This is a genomic window from Haladaptatus litoreus (assembly GCF_900156425.1).
Taxonomy (GTDB): domain Archaea; phylum Halobacteriota; class Halobacteria; order Halobacteriales; family Haladaptataceae; genus Haladaptatus; species Haladaptatus litoreus.
This window is the reverse complement of the sequence record NZ_FTNO01000001.1, coordinates 1,820,781-1,843,426: the sequence shown is the minus strand read 5'-3', so window position 1 is coordinate 1,843,426 and position 22,646 is coordinate 1,820,781. Positions and strand designations below refer to the sequence as shown.

Below are 22,646 nucleotides of genomic sequence, written 5' to 3'. Positions count from 1 at the left end.
GGATTGGCCACGACGTTACTTCCCGCCGCGCCGATCCCGAAGATTCTGCCGCGTAAACTGTGGCGTCGTCCGAATCCCCTTTCGTTTGCGGAACGAGCGATAGAGCAGTCCGACAACGAACAGCGAAATTGCGCCCGAAATCCCGGCAGCGGGAACCGCCTCCGCCGCGTACAACACTGCCGTCGTCAGGCCGCCGAAGGCGAGCAGAATACCGTAGATGAGGCGTTTCGCCAGCAAATCGAACACGTCGTTGTCGTCCTCGATGCTGACACGGGCGTAGAAATCGTCGCGGTCGATTCTATCCAGCGTTCGCTCCAGTTTCGGCGGCGTTCTGATTATCGACTGGGCCGAGGCTTGCAGTTGGTCGCCCGTCTCGGAAACGTACTGTTTGATGGATTCTTCGCGGTAGCCTTCTTCGGTCAGGTACTCCGTCGCCACGGAGATGAAGTCGAACTCGGGGTCTAGGGTGACACAGACGCCCTCAACGACCGTCGCTACGCGCAGGACGAGCGCGAGATTCGACGGGAGACGAAGCGGAAACTCGTAAATCGTATCCTCGACTTGTTCCACGATTTGCTGAACGCGGTAGGTTTCGATGTCCTCCCCGCGAGCGTCCTCGATTGCGAGTTCCATCACTTTCCCCATCGTCGCCCGGTCTGCTTCCGGACTGAGGGTACCCATCTCGATGAGCGCGTCGAGAATCCCGTCGATGTCCTGATTCGCCACCGCGATGTAGAAATCCACGATTTTGCGCTGGATGAACTCGTCCGCCCGACCGCTCATTCCGAAGTCGTAGAAGACGATGGTGCCGTCGTCCTTGACTGCCAGATTGCCGGGATGCGGGTCGGCGTGGAAAACGCCGTCCTCGATTATCATCTGGAGGTAGGCCCGTTGGAGGGTGACTGCGAGTTCGTGGCGGTCGATGTTTTTGTCGTCCAGTTCATCGACGCGGTTGATTTTCGTCCCGCCGATGTACTTCATCGTGAGAACGCGCGACCCGGAGTGACTGTCGATAACTCGTGGAATGGCGATGCCGTCTTCGTCCTCGAAGTTAGAGCGAATTTCTCGGAGCATCGACGCCTCCCGACCGTAATCCATCTCTTCCCGAATCGTCCGGGCGAACTCGTCGGCGAGGTTTTCGAGCGAGAACGCCCGCCCTTGGCCGATGAAGCGCATCAGGATGGGAAGCGACCAGCGAATCACCCGCAGGTCGGCCTCGACCAAGTCCTCGATGCCGGGGCGGCGAACTTTCACGGCGACTTTCTCGCCGTTGATTTGCGCGGCATACACTTGCCCGAGGCTGGCACCGCTTATCGCCTCGGTGTCGAACTCGGCGAACTTCTCTTCTACCGGCCCGATTTCCGATTCGAGCACTTTCCGTGCTCGCTCCCACTCTGCGGGCGGAACCTCGTCCTGTAGTTTCGAGAGTTCCTCAACGTACTCTGGCGGGAGGATGTCCGGGCGGGTCGAAAGCAGTTGGCCGAGTTTGATGAACGTCGGCCCCAACGTGAGAAGGGATTCGAGGAGCGTGTCCGCCCGCTCGATTCGCGTTTTACTGTCCACCTGCCGGGAGCGACCGAAGATGAAAAACCGATTCCGGTCACGGGCGTAGCTAAGCAGGAGCGGCAGGAAGTGCCATGCGACGACGAAGAACCGACGATACGCGCGAAGAGATGCCAGAAAGACCACCTACCGCTATCGACCTTTGATAGGGATGGATTGGTCTGGCGCCGCCGACCGTTTTGGGAGCGTGATTTCGAGGACGCCCCGCGAGACGGTTGCTTCCGCGCCCGAACCGGTCGAATCCGGCGGCAGCGGCAGTTCGGCGTCGAGAAACAGAGAGCGCTCCTCGCTCAAATAATCGAACTCCATGGGCACGTCTTTCTCGCGCCGCGCTTCGATTTGGAGGCGGCCATCTGTCACGTCGATGTCTATCGTCTCTTCGGTAACGCCGGGCATGTCGATGACGAGGAGATAGGCCTCCTCGCTCTCTAACAAGTCCGCGAACACGGCGTCCGGAAGTTCCCGCAACGCATCACGAAGCGTTGACATACTTCCATCTTGGGAGGCAAAGCCGAAAAAGGGTGCGGTCTACGTGGTTCCGGAGGAACCACGGTGTGAACGGGGAGTGGTGTTCTCGTGAGCGACGTATGGGGTGAACGAGAACGCGGAAGAGCGCGCTCTTCCGCAACGACCCGTGAACTGGGAGATGCACGCCGAGAGTAAGAGAGCACAGAAATCTCACCGGATAGCGATTCGCGTTCATCCTTGTGGTTCCATCTCGCCAAATAGTTCGTCCCGTTTGGTGTGGAGAAGCCAGCCGAAGGCGGCAAAAAAGACGAGTTGGACGAGTCGGAACGAGTGCGCTCCAATCGCGTCTGGAAATCGGAGAAGCGTCACGGCGATGATTCCGGCATTGCAAACCGATGGGAGGATGATATACATCAAAATTGCAGAGTGACGTTCCATACTCGTTTTCTTTCCGGATAGAATATAACTGTGTAATCGTATGTCGTGCTGTGGAGTATCTGTCGAAAATGGCGCTCATCACCGTCGTTTCCTTCGGAGTTACTACCGTCGTCGGGACTGCCTTTCTAACACTGACCGAGTACGACAACACCGCACTGCTCGACCCGGAATTTTTCGTCTGGCTACTGTTCGGATTCGTCGTCGTCATGCTATCCGCGTCGGCACACGAGCGCGATTCGGAGGCCTCCGAATCGCGCTCTCGAAACGACTGAGTTCCATTTTCGAGCAAAAACGTAATTTTCGGAACAACTACTACCTGTTGGAACGATGGATCGACTGTGAGATTCATCACCGCTTTCGCCCTCTGGGCTGCTGTCTCTTACGTCAGTATCGTCGTTCTCGACACGTTTCTCATGGGGGAAACCAGATGGTTGGCCTACATCCCCTCCGCGGTTGGGTCGGGCATCGGTATCTCAATCGCGCAAAAATCGAACTTCCGTCTCTCGTTCTGATTCGAGCGGCGACTACAACGCCCCGACCAACACGAATCCTGCAATCCCCAACAGTACGACGCCTCCGAGGGCATACGGCAGGCCGCCCCACGCGACGCGCCACGCCGCGCCGCGTTCGTCCGCGTCCGAAACGAGGAATCGCGGGGCGTTTTCGCCGTGACCGATGACGATGTTTACCTCTCCTGCCTCGCTTCCCGCCATCGAATCGTAGCGCGCTTCGCCGAGGACGTGAACGGATTCGCCCAAGTCGAGGCGTTTCTCGATGTACTTTCTGTCCTTTCCGGTTTTCAGTTCGAACAGTTTGAGGTCGAGCGTGCGGTCTTCCGAGTCTACATCCTTGTTCGCGGCGATGAACTCTCGAACTCGCTCGGGCGGTTTGTTCCCGCCGCGAACGTCGATCGAACGCTCCGATTTGAATCGAAAATCCGCACCGCGCGGGTCAACCAGCGCACTGGCAGTTTCGTCCTCGATGCGAAACGGCACGTGATTTCGGCCGGAATCGATGGTGCGCCAGTGGCGTCCGTTCTTGCTGTTTCGTTCCTCTTGCACCTCGTATTCGTAGGCGAGACAGTCGGTTCCAGTGAACGGCGATTGGAGAACGCCGCTTTCGGCCTGTGCAGTGCCTTCCACTTCGACGGGAGCGCCGTCGCCGAGCGATTGGACGTCGTTCGGGTCGTTCGTCAGGATTCGGTAGGCGGTTCGGAGGTCTTTGGTTCCATACCAGAACATGACGGTTCCGACGAGGGAACTGATGCAGAAAATCGCCAGCGCGAGCGGATAATCGAGGAGGGACATAGTCGAACTGTTGTCCATCCGATGATAAGTGTTCCCCGCTTCCTTTTTGCCCGGCGACTCGAACGGACGGACATGAGCGACCATCAACCGGACAGAAAGCAGTCCGGCTTCAAGGAGACGACTCGCGTGTCGGCCGCCCGCGAGCGACTCCACGAGTCGGTTTCCGGGCACGACCGCACCGAATCCGTCCCCGTCGATTCGGCAGACGGGCGGATACTCGCCGAGGCAATCGTCGCCCCACGAAGCGTTCCCCACTACCCGCGGGCCGCGATGGATGGCTTCGCGGTGCGAGCGCAGGACACCTTCGGCGCGAGCGGTCGGTCGCCGGAAATCCTCCGTCGAGAAGCGGAAATGGGGCCGAATACCGCTGTTCGCGTCCACACCGGAAGCGAACTTCCCGAGGGCGCTGACGCCGTGGTGATGATAGAACAGACAGAGAAATTCGGCGAGGACGTCGAAATCTTCGACGCCGTCGCGGAGGGTGAAAACGTCGCCCCAATCGGCGAAGACGTGGAAGAAGGCCAATCGCTGTACGGACCCGGCCACCGACTCAGGCCCTCCGACCTCGGGATGCTGAAATCGGTCGGCATCCGCGAACTATCGGTGTACGAGCGCCCACGAGTCGCCGTGATTCCGACCGGAGAAGAACTGGTTCAATCCGACCCGGAACCCGGCGAGGTAGTCGAAACGAACGGATTGACCGTCTCGCGATTCGTCGAGCGTTGGGGTGGAGAGGCGACCTACCACGACGTGGTCACCGACGACGAGGATGCGCTCCGCGAGGCTATCGAATCGAACCTCAACCACGACATTATCGTCACTACCGGTGGTTCCTCGGTCGGTGAGCGCGATTTACTTCCGGAAGTCGTCGCGGAGCTGGGTGAGGTTCTCGTTCACGGTGTCGCCCTCAAACCGGGCCATCCAGTCGCACTCGGCGTCGTGGACGAAACGCCAATCGTCCTGCTTCCGGGCTACCCCGTCGCCTGCATCATCAACGCGGTGCAGTTCCTCCGTCCTGCGATGAAATGGGCGGGTCACCTCCCGGTCGATTCCTTTCCGACGACGACCGCAGAACTCAGCAGGAAAATCCGGAGCGAACCCGGAATCCGGTCGTTCGTCCGCGTCACGATGGAGAACGGCACCGCAACCCCAACGCGGGCCAGCGGTTCCGGCGTGTTGTCCAGCGTCGCGCTGGCTGACGGCTGGGTCGAAGTACCCGAGGAACGCGAGGGAATTCCCGAAGGCGAAACGGTTTCGGTTGCGAACTGGGAGTGGTCTGCATGAGCGAGCGCAAGGAGTTCCGTGACCTCGCGGAACCAGACGCCGCCCGCGAAGCCATCGCGTCACTCGACCTGTCGCCCGAAACCGAGCGCGTTCCACTCGTGGACGCGCGAGGGCGAGTGCTGGCCGAGCGACTGGACGCAGACCGGGACGTGCCCGGATTCGACCGCGCGAGCATGGACGGCTACGCGGTCAAAGCCCGGGACACCTTCGGCGCGGACGAGGCCGACCCCGTAATTCTCGACCTCGTCGGGGAAGTCCACGCAGGAGTGGAACCCACAGTCGAAGTCGGCGAGGGGAAAGCGGTCGAAATTTCCACCGGGGCCGTGATGCCGCTCGGTGCGGACGCGGTGGTGATGGTCGAGCGAACGGATGAACACGAGTCGCCACGCGACTCGGAACGAGCGAGCGGCGAAGCCGCGAGCCGCGTCGAAATCCGTACGTCACTCGCGCCCGGCGACCACGTCATGCTGGCAGGTGCGGACGTTTCTGCGGGACAGCGCGCACTCGGCCCCGGAACGCGACTGACGGCGCGAGAAATCGGCCTGCTGTCCGCGCTCGGCGTGGACGAGGTACCGGTTCGCGGGAAACCCAAAGTCGGCATCATCTCGACGGGAGACGAACTCGTCCGCCCCGGAAATCCGCTGTCCGACCAATCCGGCCAGATTTACGACGTGAACAGCTACACCATCGCCACGGCAGTCGAGGAGGCGGGTGGGAAACCGATTCTGTACCCCCACGCTGGCGACGACTACGACGAAATGGAGCGCCTGCTGTTGGAGGCCGAAGCGGAGTGCGACCTCGTCCTCTCGTCTGGTTCGACCAGCGCGAGCGCAGTAGACGTGATTTACCGCGTCATCGAATCGCAGGGGGAACTCCTGTTGCACGGCGTCGCAGTCAAACCCGGCAAACCGATGCTCATCGGACGGTTTCCGGACTCGGCCTACGTGGGCCTGCCGGGGTATCCCGTCTCCGCGCTGACCATCTTCCGAACCTTTGTCGCGCCAGCGATTCGAAACGCGGCGGGTGTTCCGGAACCGACCACGGCCACCATCGAGGCTCGGATGGCAGTCGAAGAACGCTATGGGGAGGGCAGAATGCGACTCATGCCGACCGGTTTGGTCGAAGACGAAACCGGTCGCGTACTGGCTTATCCGGTCGATAAGGGAAGTGGCGCGACGACCAGCCTCGTGGAAGCAGACGGCGTAGTGACCGTCGAACCAGATACGGCCTACCTCGCGGAAGGCGAGTCGGTCGAAGTGCGCCTGTTTTCACCGGACGTGCGCCCACCGTCAGTTTTCGGCGTCGGCGAGGACGACCCCGCGTTTTCGCGCCTGCTCGACACGCTCGATTCGCCGCGCTACCTCGCATTGGGAAGCCGAGAAGGGCTGCGCCGACTCCGAAACGGCGTGCCGGATTTCGCGGTGGCGACCGGAGATTCCGACGCGAGCGAGGGAACCGAACTCGCGTCCTACTCCCGTGAGTGGGGATTGGTCGTTCCCGCCGGAAACCCCGAGGAAATCGAAGGACTCGCCGATTTGGTCGAACGCGACCTCACATTCATCAACCGCGGCACCGACTCCGGTCTGCGGACGACGCTCGGCAACGCCGTCGCCGACCTCGCGGAGGAGCGCGGAACGACCCGCCACGAACTCGTCGAATCCATCTCCGGATTCGAGATGACGGTGAAAGCCCACGAAAGCCCGGCCCGAAAGGTCGCCGCCGGATTTGCGGACACCGGACTCGGCCTGCGTTCGACGGCCGAAAAACTGGATTTGGGATTCGTCCCGCTCGGCGAGGAAACCGTTCGCGTGCTGGCGAATCCAGCACGCGAACGCAAGGATGGGATGGCTGAATTGCGGGCTGCGCTCGAATCCGAGTTAGTCGGTGTACTCCGCGACCTGCCCGGCGTTCGACCATAGTTCGTCGAAACTGTTCACTCGGTAGTCGCCCAACACGCACTGATTTCTGCGGTGCGGGTCGTGTCGTTCGACGTGTATCGCGTCGAGTCCTGCGTTCCACGCCGCGCCGATGTCGCTGGAACCGTCGCCAGCCAGAACGCCGCGGCCACCCTGCTCGACGCCCATCTCGGTCATCGCGTATTCGATTGGCGCGGGGTCGGGTTTCCACCCCAATCGCTCGTCACAGCAGACGACGGTGTCGAACCAGTCCCGAATGCCCAGTCGGTCGATGACGGGGTCGGTCAGGAACTGCTGGCAGTGCGTAACCAACCCGACGGGGCAGTCCAAGTCGGCGACGAACGCGGCGTCGTCGTACAAAAACGTATGCTCGGCGCGGAGTTGCGGGTCTTCTATCGAGTGGAATGCCTCCCAGAAGTTCGGGGGGTCGATGCCCCACTCGCGCAGTTGTGCGTCCCGCGACCCGCCCAGTCCGTGCCAGATGATTTCGGATTCGTACTCCGTAAACTCGCGGCCGAGACAGTCGCTCACACGGTCGAACACCGTTTCGACGTAGGTTGGTTCGATATCGATGAGCGTCCCGTCCAAATCGAGAAGCCAAAAATCGTACTCGCCGGCGACCATTGGGGTTCCTATAGTAGTGCCTCTTCGCTTATAACTCTTCGTCAAACATCGACGCGGAATCCGACAGAAAGGAGACTCGAAAAGCCGACCGAATCGGGACCGTTGCCGCCCGTTCAGTCAGTCTGCGGACGATTCGATTCCGCGCTCGGACTCTGTCTGTACCGACTCCGGTTGGTCGTAGAGGTGGCACGCAGCGGGATGTTCGCGGTTTTGAAGCACTGGCCGTTTTCGCTCGCAGACACTTTCGAACCGCTTTTTGAGCACTTCGATTGCACCGTCTCGGTCGCCGGAGACGACTCGGTCGAACGATTCCGCGACGGTGGCGCGATTTTCGCCTCCGAGTTGATGCGTGAACAGTTCGTCCCACAACTCCGCTTTGAGCGTCTCGTCGTCCAGTTCTTCGGGATTCTCGTCTGGGCCAGCGGCCAGTTCGCGCACGCCTTCCACGCTGAGTTCGTCCGATTCGAGTCGTTCGCGGTAATCCATCACCTCGCGGTAGGCTAACTGCTGAATCTCCATGTCCTGCGGCGGAATCACGTTCGGACACCGCGTCCGGAAATGGCACCCGGACGGCGGATTTCGCGGCGATGGCACGTCGCCCGAAAGCGTGTGGATGTCCCGTTCCTGCTCGCTCGTATCTGCGCGCGGAACGCTCTCCAGCAGTGCTTTCGTGTACGGATGTTGTGGGTCGTTGTAGATTTCGTCAACCGGCCCGACCTCCACGATTTCGCCGAGATACATCACCGCCACGCGGTCTGAGATGTGACGAACTACGGAGAGGTCGTGCGCGATGAACAGATACGTGAGGCCGAACTCGTTCTGCAAGTCTTGCAGAAGGTTCAACACCTGCGCTTGCACCGACACGTCCAGCGCGGAAACCGGTTCGTCCAGCACGATGAAATCGGGTTCCAACGCGAGTGCGCGGGCAATCCCAATTCGCTGGCGCTGACCGCCCGAAAACTCGTTCGGATAGCGGTCGATTTGTCCCGCCGAAAGACCGACGCGTTCCATCAGTTCCTGTACGCGCTCCCTGCGTTCGTTCCGCGAGCCGACTTTGTGAACGTCGAGTGGTTCGCGGATGATTTCACCCGCCGTCATTCTCGGGTCGAGGCTGGAGAAGGGGTCTTGGAAGACCACCTGCGCGCGCTTTCTGAACTCGGTCAAATCGTCCATCTCGTAGACGTTCTGGCCGTCGAACTCGACGCGCCCGTCGGTCGGGTCGCGCAGGCTCAACAGAGTTTCGCCGGTCGTCGATTTTCCACAGCCCGACTCGCCGACGAGTCCGAGCGTTTCGCCCTCCTGAATGTGGAACGAGATGCCATCGACTGCTTTCACGCTTTTCGGCTCCCGTCCGAACAGGCGGTCGGTCAGCGTGTCCTGCTCGAAGTAGTACTTTTGCAGACTATCGACGCGAAGGAGTGGGTCAGTCATTTTGTTTCACCTCTGTTTCGGCGGTTCCCGAGTTTCGTTCGAACCGGTCGCTCGCCAGCGCGCGAGATTCGTCGTACTCCATCTCCGTGAGGACACAGCGCGCCTCGTGTTCGTCGCTTCCGCCCGCATCGTCCATCGACGGATGGGAGAGACACTCTTCCATCGCCTTCGGACAGCGGTCGGCGAAGTAACATCGGTCGTCCATCTCCGAATCCAGCAGGTCGGGGACGTTCCCCTCGATTGGCTGGAGTCGCGGCGCGGGGTCTTCCAAGTCCGGAAGCGACCCGAGCAGTCCCTTAGTGTAGGGATGAACCGGTCTGTCGAACACGTCTTCGAGGCTCCCGCGTTCGACCAGTTCTCCGGCGTACATCACGCCGACGCGGTCGCACATCCGGGCGACGACGCCGAGATTGTGCGTAATGAGCATGATGCTCATACCCGTCTCCGTCTGCAAATCGCGCAGGAGGTCTAAGATTTGGGCTTGAATCGTCACGTCCAGTGCCGTCGTCGGTTCGTCCGCGATGAGCAAATCCGGTTCGCCCGCAAGCGCTTGGGCAATCATCGCCCGTTGGAGCATGCCGCCGGAGAACTGGTGTGGATACTCCTCGGCGCGGTCTGCGGGGTCGGGGATACCGACCTGCTCCAGCAGCGAGACTGCTTCCGCGTGACTTTCCTCGCTGACGTAATCCTGTGACGGTAGCACGGCGCTCGAAATCAGGTTCGCCAGTCCGTAGCCCTGTGTCCGCGAGCGCGTCGAACGCGGGTTCGACCGCGCTCGCTTCTGAACTTCGACCGCTTCCGCAATCTGTTCGCCGACCGTAATCGACGGGTTCAGACTGCTCATCGGGTCTTGGAAGATCATGCTGAACGACGGGCCGCGCAGGGCCCGTCGTTCCCGAACCGTCAACTGTCGAATGTCCACGAACTCGCCGTCAACTGCCTCCGGTCGGTCGGATTTCGTCTCCTCGGCGAGCGTCGGGTTGCGGTACCAGACCTCGCCCGAGGTAATTTTGCCGGGCGATTCCACGAGGTCGATGATGGAGAGCGCGGCGACACTCTTTCCCGACCCGGATTCGCCGACGACGCCGAACACTTCTTCTTCTCGAACGTCGAAGTTCAACGACTCGCAGGCGTTGACCTGCCCTTTCTCCGTGAAAAAGCGCGTCGAGAGGTCGCGGACGCGAAGCAGGTCGCTCATACGCCACCTCCTTCGCCTTCGATACCGGGGTCAAGCGCATCGCGTAACCAGTCGCCGACGAGGTTGATTCCGATGACGGTGATGACGATTGCGATTCCGGGAACCGTCGAAATCCACCACGAAGTCGCGAGATAATCGCGTCCCTGCGAGATGTCGAAGCCCCACGAGAGGCTCACCCCGGAGAATCCGAGGTACGACAGCGCGCTTTCGAGCAGGATGATGGCCGCGATTTGGATGGTCGCCAACACGATAATCGGCGTCACGCTGTTCGGCAGGATGTGTTTGCGCAGGATGAACGAGTCGGGTGCCCCGACGGAGCGAGAGGCTTTCACGTACTCTTCACCCGAGACGGTCAGCGCCTCACCGCGTGAGACGCGGGCGAACCACACCCAGTTGACGAGCGCGACGACGAGGATGACCGTCCCCGGAAGCGCGATTTGTGCGGGCATTCCGGAGACAACCCCTAGCGCTACGAGTGGGTCGGGGATGGTCAACACCGCGCGTTGGAACAGGCCGACCAGTGCGATAGCTAACACGAGCGACGGGAACGCCAACATGATGTCGGCGCTCCGCATCAGCGCGTCGTCCACGAGTTTGCCGTAGTAGCCCGCGACCAAGCCGACTGTTACGCCGATGAGCGTGGCGAGCATGGTTCCGAACAGGCCGACGAGGAGCGAGGTTCGCGCCCCGTAAATCACCCGCGAGAGCATATCGCGTCCGAGTTGGTCAGTTCCCAGCGGGTGGGCCGACTGTGCTTCGACGTACGTCGTGTTGTTGATGATTTGTATCTCTCCATCGACCATTTGCGTGGTCGTTTCAGTCGTCTGTTTGCTGAATCCTAACGGCGGCAGATTGGAGTTGTCCAAATTCTGCCGGTGAGGATTGTGCGGTGCCAGAAGCGGTGCGAACGCCGCGATCAGGATAACCCCGATAACGACGACGATACCGATTTTCGCCAGCAAACTCTGTCTGTACTCGCGTTTGAGGTTGCGAAGCGTGCGCGGCGAAATCATTCGTACACCACCTGTGGGTTGATGTAGGCGTACAGCGCGTCCACGAAGATGTTGAGGACGACGAACCCGGTGCCGACGACGATGAGCGACCCCTGAATCAGCGGCCAGTCACGCGCGTTGATGGCGTTGATGATGAGCGTGCCGAGTCCGGGCCACGCAAACACCTGCTCCGTGATGACGGCCCCGCCGATGAGCGTCCCCAACTGCAAGCCGAGAACGGTGATGACGGGAATCAAAGTGTTCCTCAGCGCGTGTTTGTACCGAACCAGCGTCTCCGGGAGGCCCTTCGCCCGCGACGCGCGGATGTAGGTTTTCCCGAGTTCGTCCAACATGCCACTCCGCGTCAGGCGCGTGATGAGCGCGGTGAAGTACGTTCCGAGCGTTATCGCTGGAAGGAAGATGTGCTTCAGCCACGTTATCAGTCCGTTCACGTTCCCGCTGGTGAACAGCATCTCCACTGCGGGAACCAGTCCAATTCCACGCTGACTCGTCGGAAGCGGCCCGCCGACGGCGAGCAAGAGTACCAGCATGATGCCGAGCCAGAAGTTCGGCGTGCTGATACCGATCAGCGAGAACGTCGTAGCCGCGTAGTCGGCCGGTTCGTGGCGTCGCGTTGCGCTTAGCACCCCGAGTGGAATCGAGATGATGACCGCGACGAGACTCGCCGCGACTGCCAGCTCCAGCGTCGCCGGAAGGCGGTTGAATATTCGCGTACTCGCCTGTGTTCCCGAGATGTACGAATATCCCATGTCGCCCTGTAAGAGCCGAGCGAGATAGTCGAAATACTGGACGTACATCGGTTTGTTCAGGCCGAGTTCGACCGCGATTCGCTGTTTTAATTCTGGACTCGCGTCTAACGGTGCGATAAACGTAATCGCGTTACCGGGCGTGATGAATCGAAGGAGGAACACCACGGTAACGACGCCCCAGATGACGAATATCCCCTGCAATCCTCTCCGGAACAGGAATCGACCCATCGACATCTATAGACACCTCTTCGATAACGCTGACATCTAGTTTTGGGAAATCGCGTATGCTTCGATACGTTCGTCAGCCCGTGCTTGCCATTTGAGTCGTTCGCTGACGCCGTAGACGCTGTACTGCCGGTTCAGGAATATCCACGGTGCCTGGTCGTGGAGGAGTTGGTTTACCTCCTGTAGTTTGGAATTTCGTTCGTTTCCGTCCGGCATGTTTTGGGCTTCGTTCATCTGCGTGTCCACCTCTTCGTTACTGTAGGAGGTGAGTGCGCCGTCGGTCGTCAGCAGTGGGATGATGGTCTGGCTGGCGTCGAACGTGGCGTTCCCCCAGCCGATGAGGTAGAACTTCGGACTCGTGTCGAGATTTCCATCGGACAACTCACCCGCGAGCGTGTTGAAATCTCGCTGTTGCACCGAACAGTTGACGTTGCCGAGTTGGTTTATCTGCTCGGACACTGCCTGTGCGATTTCCACGTCCTTCAGATACCGGCCGACCGGCGTGTGAAGCGTGATGTTCGCGCCAGCGTGGCCGCTTTCCTCGACGAGTCGCTCGGCTTCCTGTCTGTTCGTTCCGTAGGGGTTGACGTTGGAATTGTAGCCGGTGAACCCGTCCAGCGTGGGCTGTCCGGTCGGGTCGGCGAAGCCGGAAAGGACGTTGTCGATGATGCTCGGCAGGTCGATTGCGAGGTTCATCGCCCGGCGGAACTGCGCGCTGGAGAACGGTTCCACGTTGTATCGCATCGCGTTGTAGATGACGCGTGTACTCGCCTTCGCGGCGAGTCGGGTGCTGTTCGACCCTCGCACGCGCTCTGCATCCTGTGGCGGAACGTTGACGACGATGTCCGTTTCGCCGTTGATGAGTTGATTGACCCGCGTGCTCGACTCCGTCGCCGAGTTGAAAGTCAACTCCGAGACAGCGGCGGGTTCGCGCCAGTAGTTTTCGTTTCGCTGGAAGACGACACGAACGTCTTCCTGATAGTTCTGAAGTTCGAACGGCCCGGTGCCGTTCATATTCTTGGCGATAAAGCTGCTGTTGTTGTTCTCAATCCACTGCTGTTGCACGATGTCACAGTAGGACGCGAACAGCGCGAACACGATAGGGTTGATGCCATCCGAGGACACCTGCACGTTGCCGTCCACGACTTCCGCCCCGGTCACGCCCGAAAGCTGGTCGCTCTGCGGGCTTTCCAACCCGCCGACATCCGACTGCACGATGCGGTTGATGCTGAACGCAACGTCCTCGGGCGTCAGGTCGTCGCCGTTGTGGAACTGCACGTCGTCGCGGATGGTGAACTGTACCGTCCCGTCGTTCACTCGTTCGTACTCCGTCGCCAGACTGTTGGTGATTTTTCCCTCCGCGTTGCGCGAGAGCAGGCCCTCGTAGGCCTGTAGAACCACGTTGTCCGTCGTCGTCTCCCGGTGGTTGTGCGGGTCGAGCGTCGATGGCATCTGACCCTGCGTGATGGTGACCGCGAAGTCACCCGACTGCCCGCCACCGCCACCACCGCCACCGTTTCCGCCGTCTCCGGTGTTCGTTCCGTCCTGATTGCCGTCGCCACCGGTACAGCCAGCGAGTGCTGCCGACGCCGCTGCGCCACCTGCAAATTTCAGATACGTCCGCCGATTCATTGTTTCGTCGGGCATGCCCTGATATGGCGCACAATCCATTATATATCTGTGGTACAAGTCATCATTCCCCGCGTCTAATAATCCCATGACATTTTCTGCCGAACATAACCGCACAGTTAAGTAATCAGACACCGAACCGTTTCTTATGGCCGTTCACGGCCGACATCCCTCATTGCGAGACTTGTTCGACGAGTCGCCCACACCGCATATCGCCCATCCACCACACACACACCATCGTGATTTCTACGTCGCAACCGACGGCTCCTACAGTCACAACAACGGAACGGGCGGACTCGGTGTTATCATCGAAACCCGCGATGGCAAGCGCGTCACCCGTCTCTCGATTCCGGACGATGTCCCGGACAACAACGTCGCGGAGTACCGAGCGCTCCACCTCGGACTCGACGTGTTGGCGGCTCGCGCCCCTCCAGACGCGCGGGTTGGTGTGCTGGTTGACCACGACCAACTGGCCGCCAACGTCAACAACGCGGTGCTCGCGTCCAATCGACTGGATTGGCGACCGCCGAAACCGTTCTCGGTTCCGCCACCCGGGAAGTTCCATTGGCGAGGCATCCGCGCCAGAATCGCCGGGTTCGGCGAACTCCGGGCCGCCCAAATCCGGAGCGACCGCAACCCCGCACATCCCTTGGCGAACGCGCCGGAAGAGTACGCCCACGTGAATCGGGAGCCAGACCGCTGTCTGCTCCCCGACGTTCCACAATCCAGCGAAACGCAGATTCCGCCGCCATCCCGGGCGAACAGACACGCAAGTGATTGATTGAAACGTCCGTCAGACACGTTCAGTCCACGAGTCCTTGCTCGTGGAGATGCTTTCGGAGTTCGTCCTCAGTGTCGAACGCCGCACTGCACGCGTCACACTGGTAGTTGCTGTCCGTCCCGTCTGAACTATCGGACACCGTCGAACTGACGGGAGACAGGCCGGTAACGTCTCGCATCACTTTCGTCGCTACTTCGGGAACAACAATGTCGTTCGGGACGGAAACAAACTCCTGCGTATCGGTGTCTCTCCTGCATACCGGTGTATTTTCTGCGTATCGGTGTACTTCATCACCGCTGACGTATCACCAATCGGTCTGATGCCGACAACGAAACGACTACAACGTCGCTCAGAGAGGACTGTCCAAGGTGTGGCACGCGATGGGCACGCGGATATTCGATTCGATACTGCGGTACTGGAAGCGCACGACAGACCACCCCGACTACAGACAGGCCTACGTCAAACTCCCGCTCGACACCAGCCTTCCACAGTTGGCGCACGAGTTCGAGGAAATCTGTGAGGGCCGACTCGACCGGATTCCACAGCGGGATTCGCTCGTCATCGAGACGGATTTCGTTTCGGAGGCGCGGTTCGATTCTGAGAGATTCAGGGAGTTGGTGACCGAGATTCGGGAGCGCTGTCCGGACGAGTACGTTCTGCATTCGTCAACCAAATGGCGGCGGCACGAGGACGGTGTTGCGAAGACGCACACTGTGGTGCCCGTGAAACCGCTGTACTCGGTGGATGAAGCGGAATCAGAGTCTGTTTCGAAAGAACAGGTTTCGGGACGACCTCGGTAGCGACTGTTTGTTTTTCGATTGGGCAACGTCCTTCATCTCACAGTTGAACTTTTGAGTTCTACTACCTCGTTGGCAAATCACGACAACACATGACCGCAACCGCCACCGCAGGCCACACCCTCCCCAACCGACGCTTTCGCTCACTTCGTTCGCGCAATCGTCCCTCGCGCGGGCGAACTTCCGGTTCGCCTTCGCGCGCCATGTTGCCAAGTTTGGGTACTGTGAATCTTCACAAATTCGATGGCGCGTGCGCCAACAGGCCCGAGGACTCGTTGTCCGAGGGTCTGTGTGGGTTCGCACGAGGGATGACCGAGTGAAACGAGGGAATCGGTTGGGGAGGGTGCGGCCTGCGGTGGCGGTGCGGTCTCATCGGAGTCGGGAATTGCAAACAACCCAAATCCCATGAGCTAATCACAGCAAAAATATCTGATGGGAAATCCAGAAAAACAAACTCAGATCCTGATTCGTATTCGTCGCGCTATTCGTCTTTTTGCGCGTCTACCACAGCGACACCAGCCAAGTTGACGATATCCTTGACCTCGTCCCCGCGCTGGAGGACGTGAACCGGTTTGTCCATGCCGACGAGCATCGGGCCGATGGCTTCCGCGCCACCGAGTCGCTGCAGGAGTTTGTAGCCGATGTTGCCCGCTTCGAGATTCGGGAAGACGAGGACGTTCGCGGGTTCGTCCAACTCCGAGAACTCGTAGGTGCCATTGAGGATTTCCTCGACCACAGCGGTGTCGGCCTGCATCTCGCCGTCCACGGAGAAATCGACCTCGGGGTCGTCGCGGAGCATCCGGGCCGCGTCTCGTGGTTTTCGGGTTCCCTCGTTGTCCACACTGCCGAAGTTGGAGTACGAAAGCAGTGCGGCGCGCGGTTCGACGTTGAACCGGCGCGCGAGTTTCGCGGTCTGTTTCGTCACCTCGGCCAGCACGTCCTCGTCGGGTGCCTGATTCACCGTCGCGTCGGCACAGAAGATGACCTGATTTTTGAACGTGAGCATGTACACCCCGGCGGCGTAGTCCACGTCGGATGCGGTGCCGATGACCTGCAACGGCGGTCGCAGTGCGGACGGGTAGTGGTGGGTCAGGCCAGTGAGCATCGCGTCTGCGTCGCCCTGTTCGACCATCACGCTCCCGAAGTAGTTGCTGTCGCGTTCGACCAGTTCCGCGGCCTCGCTTCGAGTGATTCCCTTGCGTCCGCGCAGTTCGTACAGGCGGTCGGCGTAGCCCTCGTGATCACTGTTTTCCGGGTCAACGACTTCGGGAGCGAAGTCGAGTCCGAGGTCTGCCGCCTCCGCCTCGATTTCCTCGCGGTCGCCGATGAGGATGGGGTCGGCGATACCCTGCTCGCGCAGTTGGTAGGCCGCGCGAATCATCTTTCTGTCCGTCCCTTCCGCGAGTGCGACGCGCTTGGGATCGTTTTTCGCCTTGTTCAGGACGACGCGCATCATCTCGCGGGATTTGCCGAGTCGCGCTTCGAGCGTTTCGACGTATTCGCCAACATTGAGGTCGCTTCGAGCGACACCGGTTTCGATGGCCGCCTCGGCGACTGCGGGCGCGACTTCGAACAGCACGCGCGGGTCGAGCGGTTTTGGGATGATGTACTCCGGGCCGAACTGGAGCGGTTGGTCACCGTAGGCCTTGACCACGGCGTCCGGCACGTCCTTCTTTGCGAGTTCCGCGAGCGCCCGCGCGGAGGCGATTTTCATCTCCTCGTTGATGTCGCTGGCGCGCACGTCGAGTGCGCCGCGGAAGATGAACGGGAACCCGAGGACGTTGTTGACCATGTTGGGGTAGTCAGAACGCCCGGTTGCCATGATGACCATATCGTCGCGGGCTTCCTTGGCGGCCTCGTAGCCGATTTCCGGGTCGGGGTTCGCCATGGCGAAGATGATGGGGTCGTCGGCCATCGACCGAACCATCTCCTGACTGACGATGCCGCCGACCGAGAGGCCGACGAACACGTCCGCGTCCTTCAGGGCGTCGGCGAGACTGCCCTCGGGAACGTCGCGGGCGAACTCCGTTTTAAACTCGTTTACCTCGCCGCGTTTGGCGCGACTTTCGGTGATGATTCCCGTGGAGTCACACATCGTGATATTCTCCTTGCGCGCGCCCAACGAAACGTAGAATCGGGCGGTTGCAATCGCGCTGGCACCTGCGCCGGAAAAGACGATTTCCAGTTCCTCCAGACTCTTCCCGTTGATTTCCGTCGCGTTGAGCAGTGCGGCCCCGCTGATGATGGCGGTGCCGTGCTGGTCGTCGTGGAAAACGGGGATGTCCATCTCCTCGCGGAGTCGTTCTTCGATTTCGAAACACTCCGGCGCTTTGATGTCCTCAAGATTGATGCCGCCGAAGGTGGGTTCCATCGCGCTGACGGTTCGAATAATGTCGTCCGGGTTCGCTTGGTCGAGTTCGATGTCGAACACGTCGATATCGGCGAATCGCTTGAACAGGACGCCCTTGCCTTCCATGACCGGTTTGCTCGCCTGCGCGCCGATGTCGCCGAGTCCGAGGACGGCGCTCCCGTTCGAAACGACGCCCACGAGGTTTCCTTTCGCGGTGTAACTGTACGCCTTCTCCTCGTCCGCCGCTATTTCCTCACACGGGGCGGCCACGCCGGGCGAGTAGGCGAGGCTCAGGTCGCGCTGTGTGTTCGTCGGTTTCGTCGTCGAAATCTCGATTTTCCCCGGTGGTTCGTTCCGGTGGTAGTCGAGTGAATCCTCGTCGAGTCCCATGTCCCCTATCTTCCTGCCCTCAGCTAAAAATCTATCCGAATCCGTCGAATTTGCCTTCGACGTTCGTCGAAATCAAAGGTTCAAAATCGTCGGTCGCGGAATCGCGCCGTCGCCGCCGACCGCCGACACTGCCTCCGTCGGCCAGTTTCCGGTTTCCGTCAGGATTTCCATCTCGTCCTCGGTGACGAGGACGGTGTCTTCGCTTTTCGCACCCTGTACGGTCGGATTCCACGCGAACGCCATCGGAAGCCGAATTTCGGCATCCGTCGTCGGCGTGGCAATCCACTCCCGACCGGCGTAGCCTGCGGCCCCGCCTTGGTGATGTTTTTTCCATTCGCCCTCGTGGCCGACCTCCTCATACGCCGACTGGATTTCCGAAAACACCTCGCTTCCCGTCTTCCCCTCGATTCCGGCTTGCCGGGTCGCCGTGAGTGCCGTCGCTTCGACCCTCGTGGCGGCGCGATGGCGCGAGTCCAGCCATTCTGGCGGGTCGAACGCCACGGTTCGAGTCAGACTGGCGTGGAGTCCCGCCCGTTCCGCCGTCACGGAAACGAGCGCATAGTCGCCCAATTTCGACTCGGTCGGCGTGTAGTGGCGATATTTTTGTGCGCGCTCGCTTCCGCCGACCAGTGCGACCGGTGTCTCGATTCCTCTGGAATCGAGCGCGCCGCGAATCGCCGAGACGATTTCTCGCTCCGTATCCTCCGACTCCAACTCTCGGCAAATCGCTTCGACTGCCGCCGCGGTTTCCTCGCCGAGGGAACGATAGGTGTCGATGTCGTCCGGGGTCAGCGGTTGGCGCAGTGGCGAGACATCGACCGATTCGAAATTCGGTACGTCAAAATCCGCCGCGGCGGGGGCGGTCGCGTGTTCCGCGACCGCCTCCGCGAGCGACGTTTCGTACCAATCGTATTCGACTACCGGACGAGATTCCGGTAGTTCCTCGTCCCGCAGGCGCTGTGCTTCGATGGTGTCGGTGATGACGTGCAGGTCGTCGCCGTCGTAACCGACCGCGGCGACTCCCACGTCGCTTTCGCGGTCGATGACGTTGTTCCCACCCGTGAGCCACGCGAAACTGTTCGGGCGTGCGAACCAGACCGACCGGAGGTCGCGCGCGTCGAGGAGGGCGTCGAGACGAGCCAGTTTCGACATACTCGGTTCGTCGCCCCCGACACCCTTCAACCTGTTTCCCTCGAAACCGGCCCAGTGTCAGAGGACATATCATTCCCACAAAACTTATTACTGATTTACAGTAAATGGAGAGTGCCCACCACGGTGCCGCCCGTTGGTGGCCTCGCGACCCTGTTCGGTTCCCGCTGAACCCCGGCCTACCCCTGCCTTCGCACATCATCCGCTTTTCCGTCTCTTCCCTTCGACTCCCAGTTTCCGGGAAAGTCGGACAGACCTAAGTACGACGCCTCCTAACCCATGGAAAAGGGGATTACCGTGATACGACACGACAGCAGTGAGGTGAGCGCCTGATGGGGTCACGATTCAGGCGATTCGCCGCTTTTACAACGAGTTTGACGTTCGCCCTCATCCTGCTCGGCGTCTACACCGCCGCGGCGGGAGCGGGTCTGTCCTGTAGCGCCCAATGGCCGTACTGTGACGGCGGCCTGCTTCCGCAGACCATTCCGAGTTTCATCGAGTGGTTCCACCGCCTCGTGGCGATGGTGACCGGCTTCTTCATCCTCGGAACGACCGTCGGCGCGTGGAAATACTACGACAGCACCCGTATTCGGGTCGCCTCCACCATCGCGCTGGTCGTCCTTCCCGTTCAACTGCTCCTCGGCGGTGCCACCGTCCTCATGTACGGTCCCGCTTCGCAGGTTGCTCACCACGGTGCCGCGATGGTCATCTTCGCGGCACTGCTGGCGACGACACTGTGGGCCTACGAGGAACCGGACAAAAACGCGACATCGACCAGCGAATCGACCGCTGGCTATCCGTCGGACGACTAACAGCTCCGGGCGAAACTTTTAGCGAAATCGGTCGAGAAACCGATAGTAGCTTTCTATACGATGATTGACCATGTAGTATCGGGGGAGAACCACAATGCACAGACGGACCTTTCTCAGGGGGACCGGCGGAGCTATCGCTGGCCTGACGCTCGCCGGGAACGCGAGCGCACAGGACGGCGGCACAGTTAGAATCGGTTCCGACATTCCGTATCGACCGTTCGAATACCAAACTGCGACGGGTGACCTCGTCGGCTTCGACGTGGACATCGCCGAGGCGATTTTCCAAGGCCAACTGAACAGGGGCTACGAATTCGTCCAAACGAGTTTCGACACCATCATTCCGAGCCTCAACAACGGAAATTTCCGCGTTATCATGAGCGCGATGACGATTACGGAGGAACGGGCACAACAGGTCGATTTCTCCGATCCGTACTTCACAGCGTACCAGACCGTGCTCGTCTTGCGAGATAGCGGCATCAACAATCTGCAAGACCTGCAGGGAGAGACGGTGGCGGTTCAGAAGGGAACGACCGGCGAGGCGGCCGCACAAGAGTTGCGACAGGAGTTCAACGGGAATCTCACCATCGATAGCTACGACCAGATTCCCGATGCGTTCGCCGCGCTCGGCAACAATCAGGCCGCTGCGGTCATCAACGACAACACGGTCAACGCCGAGTTCGCGCAACAGAATGACCGAGTTCGGTTGTTACAGGGAGAGGGTGCGGCCGAAGAGCAGGGACGGGAAGACGCCCCGCCGTACCTTACGCTCACCGTCGAGGAGTACGGTATCGCGTTCCGACGGGACGACGACCAGTTCCGACAGCAGGTGAACGACGCGCTGGCGACGATTCAGGAAAACGGGACGTACGACGAAATCTACAACGAGTACTTCCAAGCGGCGAACGGAACTGACGGAGGCACAACCAGTGGCTAATCGCCACGGGAGGACGTGATGGCAGAGACGTACACCGACGAAAGCAGAATCGAACAACCGGCGGGAGGCGAAGAAGGATTTCTGACCGACCGACGCGTCAGATGGATTGGTATCGCCATGGCGGGTCTCTTCACCGCGAGTGTCCTCTTTTTCCTACTTCTCATTCTGACGCAGTTCGTGGATTACAACCTGCTGGTGACCATCATTCCGCAGTTCGTGGAGGCGCTTTTGCTCGTCTTGGAAATTATCCTCATTTCCGGCGCACTCTCGCTCACGTTCGGCGTCCTCGTCGGATTAGGTCGCGTCTCACAGACGAGCTTTACCCAATCCATCGCCACCCTGTACGTGGAGTTCTTCCGCGGGACACCACTGTTGTTCCAGCTGTTCGTCGTATATCTCGGGGTACCCGCACTCTGGACGAGCGGCCAGTTTCCAATCGAAAACTGGAGCTACGCCGCCGCCATCATCGGTCTGACGCTCAACCACACAGCATACATTGGCGAGGCGGTGAAAGGCGGCATTAATTCGGTCGCTGAAGGCCAGACCGAGGCGGCCCGGTCGCTCGGCATGTCGTACATCGACTCGATGCGGTTCGTCATTCTGCCTCAAGCGTGGCGGAACGCACTGGCGGCCATCGGTAACGACCTCGTGATTCTGGTCAAGGACACGTCACTGCTGACCGTGCTGGCAATTCCGGAACTCATCAGCGTCTTCCGGAACGTGAACAGCGCGACCTTCGATGCGTGGACGCCAATCGTGGTCGTCTCGGTGGCGTACCTCGTCATCACCGTCCCGCTCGGGAAACTGGTGCGGACGATGGAAACGCGGTCGATGTGGGGGACGGAACGATGAGTTCCGTCCCCGAGGTCGAGTTCGACCATATTGACAAGTATTTCGGCGAGACGCACGTCCTGAAGGACGTGAGCCTCGCCGTCGATGACGGCGAAGTCGTCGTCGTCGTCGGACCGAGCGGAAGCGGGAAATCGACGCTCCTTCGATGTACGAACAGATTGGAGGAGATTCAGAACGGCGAGATTCGAATCGAGGGACAGGCCATCACCAATCCGGACGTGGACGTGAACCAACTCCGCCAACACATCGGGATGGTGTTCCAGAGTTTCAACCTCTTTCCGCACAAGACCGCGATGGAAAACGTCGCGCTCGGCCCGAAAGTCGTCAAGGACTTTTCGAACGACGACGCGGAAAAGTGGGCGAAAGCCATGTTGGACCGCGTCGGACTCACCGACCAAGCCCACAAATATCCGAACCAGCTTTCGGGCGGCCAACAGCAGCGCGTGGCCATCGCCCGCGCGCTGGCGATGGACCCGAGTGTCATGCTGTTCGACGAAGTGACCAGCGCGCTCGACCCGGAACTGGTCGGCGAAGTCCTCGAAGTCATGCGAAATTTGGCTGAAGAGGGCATGACTATGCTCGTCGTCACGCACGAGATGGGCTTCGCTCGCGAAGTCGGCGACCGCGTCGTGTTGATGTCCGAGGGGCGTATCGTTGAATCCGGGCCGCCGCGGGACTTTTTCGCCAATCCGGAGACTGAGCGTGCGAGACAGTTTCTCGCACGAGTCCACTAACG

General features: G+C 60.3%; 23 protein-coding genes. 10 read left to right on the top strand and 13 right to left on the bottom strand.

Annotation, left to right across the window (positions count from 1 at the left end; all coding sequences use genetic code 11):
* Nucleotides 1-15: 15 nt before the first annotated feature.
* The 3 genes from BW974_RS09700 to BW974_RS09690 form a co-directional block, all read right to left on the bottom strand.
* Nucleotides 16-1,689 carry an ABC1 kinase family protein gene (locus tag BW974_RS09700; RefSeq protein WP_076429927.1) on the bottom strand — a complete coding sequence of 558 codons (1,674 nt, stop codon included), beginning with the start codon at nucleotides 1,687-1,689 and terminating at the stop codon, nucleotides 16-18.
* A gap of 6 nt (nucleotides 1,690-1,695) precedes the next feature.
* Nucleotides 1,696-2,052 (bottom strand): Hsp20/alpha crystallin family protein, encoded by a 357-nt coding sequence (locus BW974_RS09695; protein WP_076429926.1) that lies wholly within the window; start codon nucleotides 2,050-2,052, stop codon nucleotides 1,696-1,698.
* A 210-nt stretch (nucleotides 2,053-2,262) separates the two neighbouring features.
* A complete protein-coding gene (locus BW974_RS09690; protein ID WP_076429925.1) occupies nucleotides 2,263-2,469 on the bottom strand; it encodes a hypothetical protein in 207 nt (68 codons plus the stop codon).
* 68 nt (nucleotides 2,470-2,537) lie between these two features.
* On the opposite strand from BW974_RS09690, the gene BW974_RS09685 reads away from it, so the two are divergent.
* Together BW974_RS09685 and BW974_RS25575 are read left to right on the top strand one after the other, a co-directional pair.
* The gene (locus BW974_RS09685) at nucleotides 2,538-2,741 is read left to right on the top strand and encodes a hypothetical protein (RefSeq protein WP_076429924.1); all 204 of its coding nucleotides are present in this window, start codon (nucleotides 2,538-2,540) and stop codon (nucleotides 2,739-2,741) included.
* A gap of 66 nt (nucleotides 2,742-2,807) precedes the next feature.
* Nucleotides 2,808-2,981 (top strand): hypothetical protein, encoded by a 174-nt coding sequence (locus BW974_RS25575; protein ID WP_175609659.1) that lies wholly within the window; start codon nucleotides 2,808-2,810, stop codon nucleotides 2,979-2,981.
* A gap of 12 nt (nucleotides 2,982-2,993) precedes the next feature.
* Here BW974_RS25575 and BW974_RS09680 read toward each other — a convergent pair whose 3' ends face one another.
* Nucleotides 2,994-3,776, bottom strand: a complete 783-nt coding sequence (locus BW974_RS09680; protein WP_076430329.1) for a GIDE domain-containing protein — start codon at nucleotides 3,774-3,776, stop codon at nucleotides 2,994-2,996.
* 72 nt (nucleotides 3,777-3,848) lie between these two features.
* On the opposite strand from BW974_RS09680, the gene BW974_RS09675 reads away from it, so the two are divergent.
* Nucleotides 3,849-5,060, top strand: a complete 1,212-nt coding sequence (locus BW974_RS09675; RefSeq protein WP_076429923.1) for a molybdopterin molybdotransferase MoeA — start codon at nucleotides 3,849-3,851, stop codon at nucleotides 5,058-5,060.
* Entirely contained in the window at nucleotides 5,057-6,979 is a 1,923-nt protein-coding gene (locus BW974_RS09670; protein WP_076429922.1) for a molybdopterin biosynthesis protein, read from the top strand. The genes BW974_RS09675 and BW974_RS09670 overlap by 4 nt, the downstream gene beginning before the upstream one ends.
* On the opposite strand, the gene BW974_RS09665 is transcribed toward BW974_RS09670, so the two are convergent.
* The 6 genes from BW974_RS09665 to BW974_RS09640 form a co-directional block, all read right to left on the bottom strand.
* Nucleotides 6,938-7,600 (bottom strand): HAD family hydrolase, encoded by a 663-nt coding sequence (locus BW974_RS09665; protein WP_076429921.1) that lies wholly within the window; start codon nucleotides 7,598-7,600, stop codon nucleotides 6,938-6,940. The two genes, BW974_RS09670 and BW974_RS09665, sit on opposite strands and share 42 nt — an antisense overlap.
* Nucleotides 7,601-7,717: 117 nt before the next feature.
* A complete protein-coding gene (locus BW974_RS09660) occupies nucleotides 7,718-9,031 on the bottom strand; it encodes an ABC transporter ATP-binding protein (RefSeq protein ID WP_076429920.1) in 1,314 nt (437 codons plus the stop codon).
* Nucleotides 9,024-10,229, bottom strand: a complete 1,206-nt coding sequence (locus BW974_RS09655; protein ID WP_076429919.1) for an ABC transporter ATP-binding protein — start codon at nucleotides 10,227-10,229, stop codon at nucleotides 9,024-9,026. The genes BW974_RS09660 and BW974_RS09655 overlap by 8 nt, the downstream gene beginning before the upstream one ends.
* Nucleotides 10,226-11,242: an ABC transporter permease gene (locus BW974_RS09650; RefSeq protein WP_076429918.1), complete on the bottom strand. Its 1,017-nt coding sequence runs from the start codon at nucleotides 11,240-11,242 to the stop codon at nucleotides 10,226-10,228. Before BW974_RS09650 ends, BW974_RS09655 begins: the two co-directional genes overlap by 4 nt.
* Nucleotides 11,239-12,225 (bottom strand): ABC transporter permease, encoded by a 987-nt coding sequence (locus BW974_RS09645; RefSeq protein WP_076429917.1) that lies wholly within the window; start codon nucleotides 12,223-12,225, stop codon nucleotides 11,239-11,241. The genes BW974_RS09650 and BW974_RS09645 overlap by 4 nt, the downstream gene beginning before the upstream one ends.
* A gap of 30 nt (nucleotides 12,226-12,255) precedes the next feature.
* On the bottom strand, nucleotides 12,256-13,863 hold the full coding sequence (locus tag BW974_RS09640; RefSeq protein ID WP_076429916.1) for an ABC transporter substrate-binding protein: 1,608 nt from the start codon (nucleotides 13,861-13,863) through the stop codon (nucleotides 12,256-12,258).
* Between the two features lie 130 nt (nucleotides 13,864-13,993).
* On the opposite strand from BW974_RS09640, the gene BW974_RS09635 reads away from it, so the two are divergent.
* Nucleotides 13,994-14,626: a reverse transcriptase-like protein gene (locus BW974_RS09635; RefSeq protein WP_076429915.1), complete on the top strand. Its 633-nt coding sequence runs from the start codon at nucleotides 13,994-13,996 to the stop codon at nucleotides 14,624-14,626.
* Nucleotides 14,627-14,648: 22 nt separating this feature from the next.
* Here BW974_RS09635 and BW974_RS25570 read toward each other — a convergent pair whose 3' ends face one another.
* Nucleotides 14,649-14,804, bottom strand: coding sequence for a hypothetical protein (locus BW974_RS25570; RefSeq protein WP_175609658.1), 156 nt, complete (start codon nucleotides 14,802-14,804; stop codon nucleotides 14,649-14,651).
* Nucleotides 14,805-15,006: 202 nt separating this feature from the next.
* On the opposite strand from BW974_RS25570, the gene BW974_RS09630 reads away from it, so the two are divergent.
* On the top strand, nucleotides 15,007-15,426 hold the full coding sequence (locus tag BW974_RS09630) for a hypothetical protein (protein ID WP_076429914.1): 420 nt from the start codon (nucleotides 15,007-15,009) through the stop codon (nucleotides 15,424-15,426).
* Nucleotides 15,427-15,904: 478 nt separating this feature from the next.
* Here BW974_RS09630 and BW974_RS09620 read toward each other — a convergent pair whose 3' ends face one another.
* Together BW974_RS09620 and BW974_RS09615 are read right to left on the bottom strand one after the other, a co-directional pair.
* The gene (locus BW974_RS09620; RefSeq protein ID WP_076429912.1) at nucleotides 15,905-18,163 is read right to left on the bottom strand and encodes an NADP-dependent malic enzyme; all 2,259 of its coding nucleotides are present in this window, start codon (nucleotides 18,161-18,163) and stop codon (nucleotides 15,905-15,907) included.
* Between the two features lie 72 nt (nucleotides 18,164-18,235).
* A complete protein-coding gene (locus BW974_RS09615; protein WP_076429911.1) occupies nucleotides 18,236-19,315 on the bottom strand; it encodes a M24 family metallopeptidase in 1,080 nt (359 codons plus the stop codon).
* A gap of 329 nt (nucleotides 19,316-19,644) precedes the next feature.
* Here BW974_RS09615 and BW974_RS09610 point away from each other — a divergent pair, with 329 nt between their 5' ends.
* The 4 genes from BW974_RS09610 to BW974_RS09595 all read left to right on the top strand — a co-directional run bounded on the left by BW974_RS09610 (nucleotide 19,645) and on the right by BW974_RS09595 (nucleotide 22,644).
* Nucleotides 19,645-20,124 (top strand): COX15/CtaA family protein, encoded by a 480-nt coding sequence (locus tag BW974_RS09610; RefSeq protein WP_076429910.1) that lies wholly within the window; start codon nucleotides 19,645-19,647, stop codon nucleotides 20,122-20,124.
* A gap of 94 nt (nucleotides 20,125-20,218) precedes the next feature.
* Complete coding sequence (locus tag BW974_RS09605; RefSeq protein WP_076429909.1) at nucleotides 20,219-21,058, top strand: transporter substrate-binding domain-containing protein; 840 nt, start codon at nucleotides 20,219-20,221, stop codon at nucleotides 21,056-21,058.
* Between the two features lie 18 nt (nucleotides 21,059-21,076).
* The gene (locus BW974_RS09600) at nucleotides 21,077-21,910 is read left to right on the top strand and encodes an amino acid ABC transporter permease (protein ID WP_076429908.1); all 834 of its coding nucleotides are present in this window, start codon (nucleotides 21,077-21,079) and stop codon (nucleotides 21,908-21,910) included.
* Nucleotides 21,907-22,644 (top strand): amino acid ABC transporter ATP-binding protein, encoded by a 738-nt coding sequence (locus tag BW974_RS09595; RefSeq protein ID WP_076429907.1) that lies wholly within the window; start codon nucleotides 21,907-21,909, stop codon nucleotides 22,642-22,644. The genes BW974_RS09600 and BW974_RS09595 overlap by 4 nt, the downstream gene beginning before the upstream one ends.
* Nucleotides 22,645-22,646: the final 2 nt, after the last annotated feature.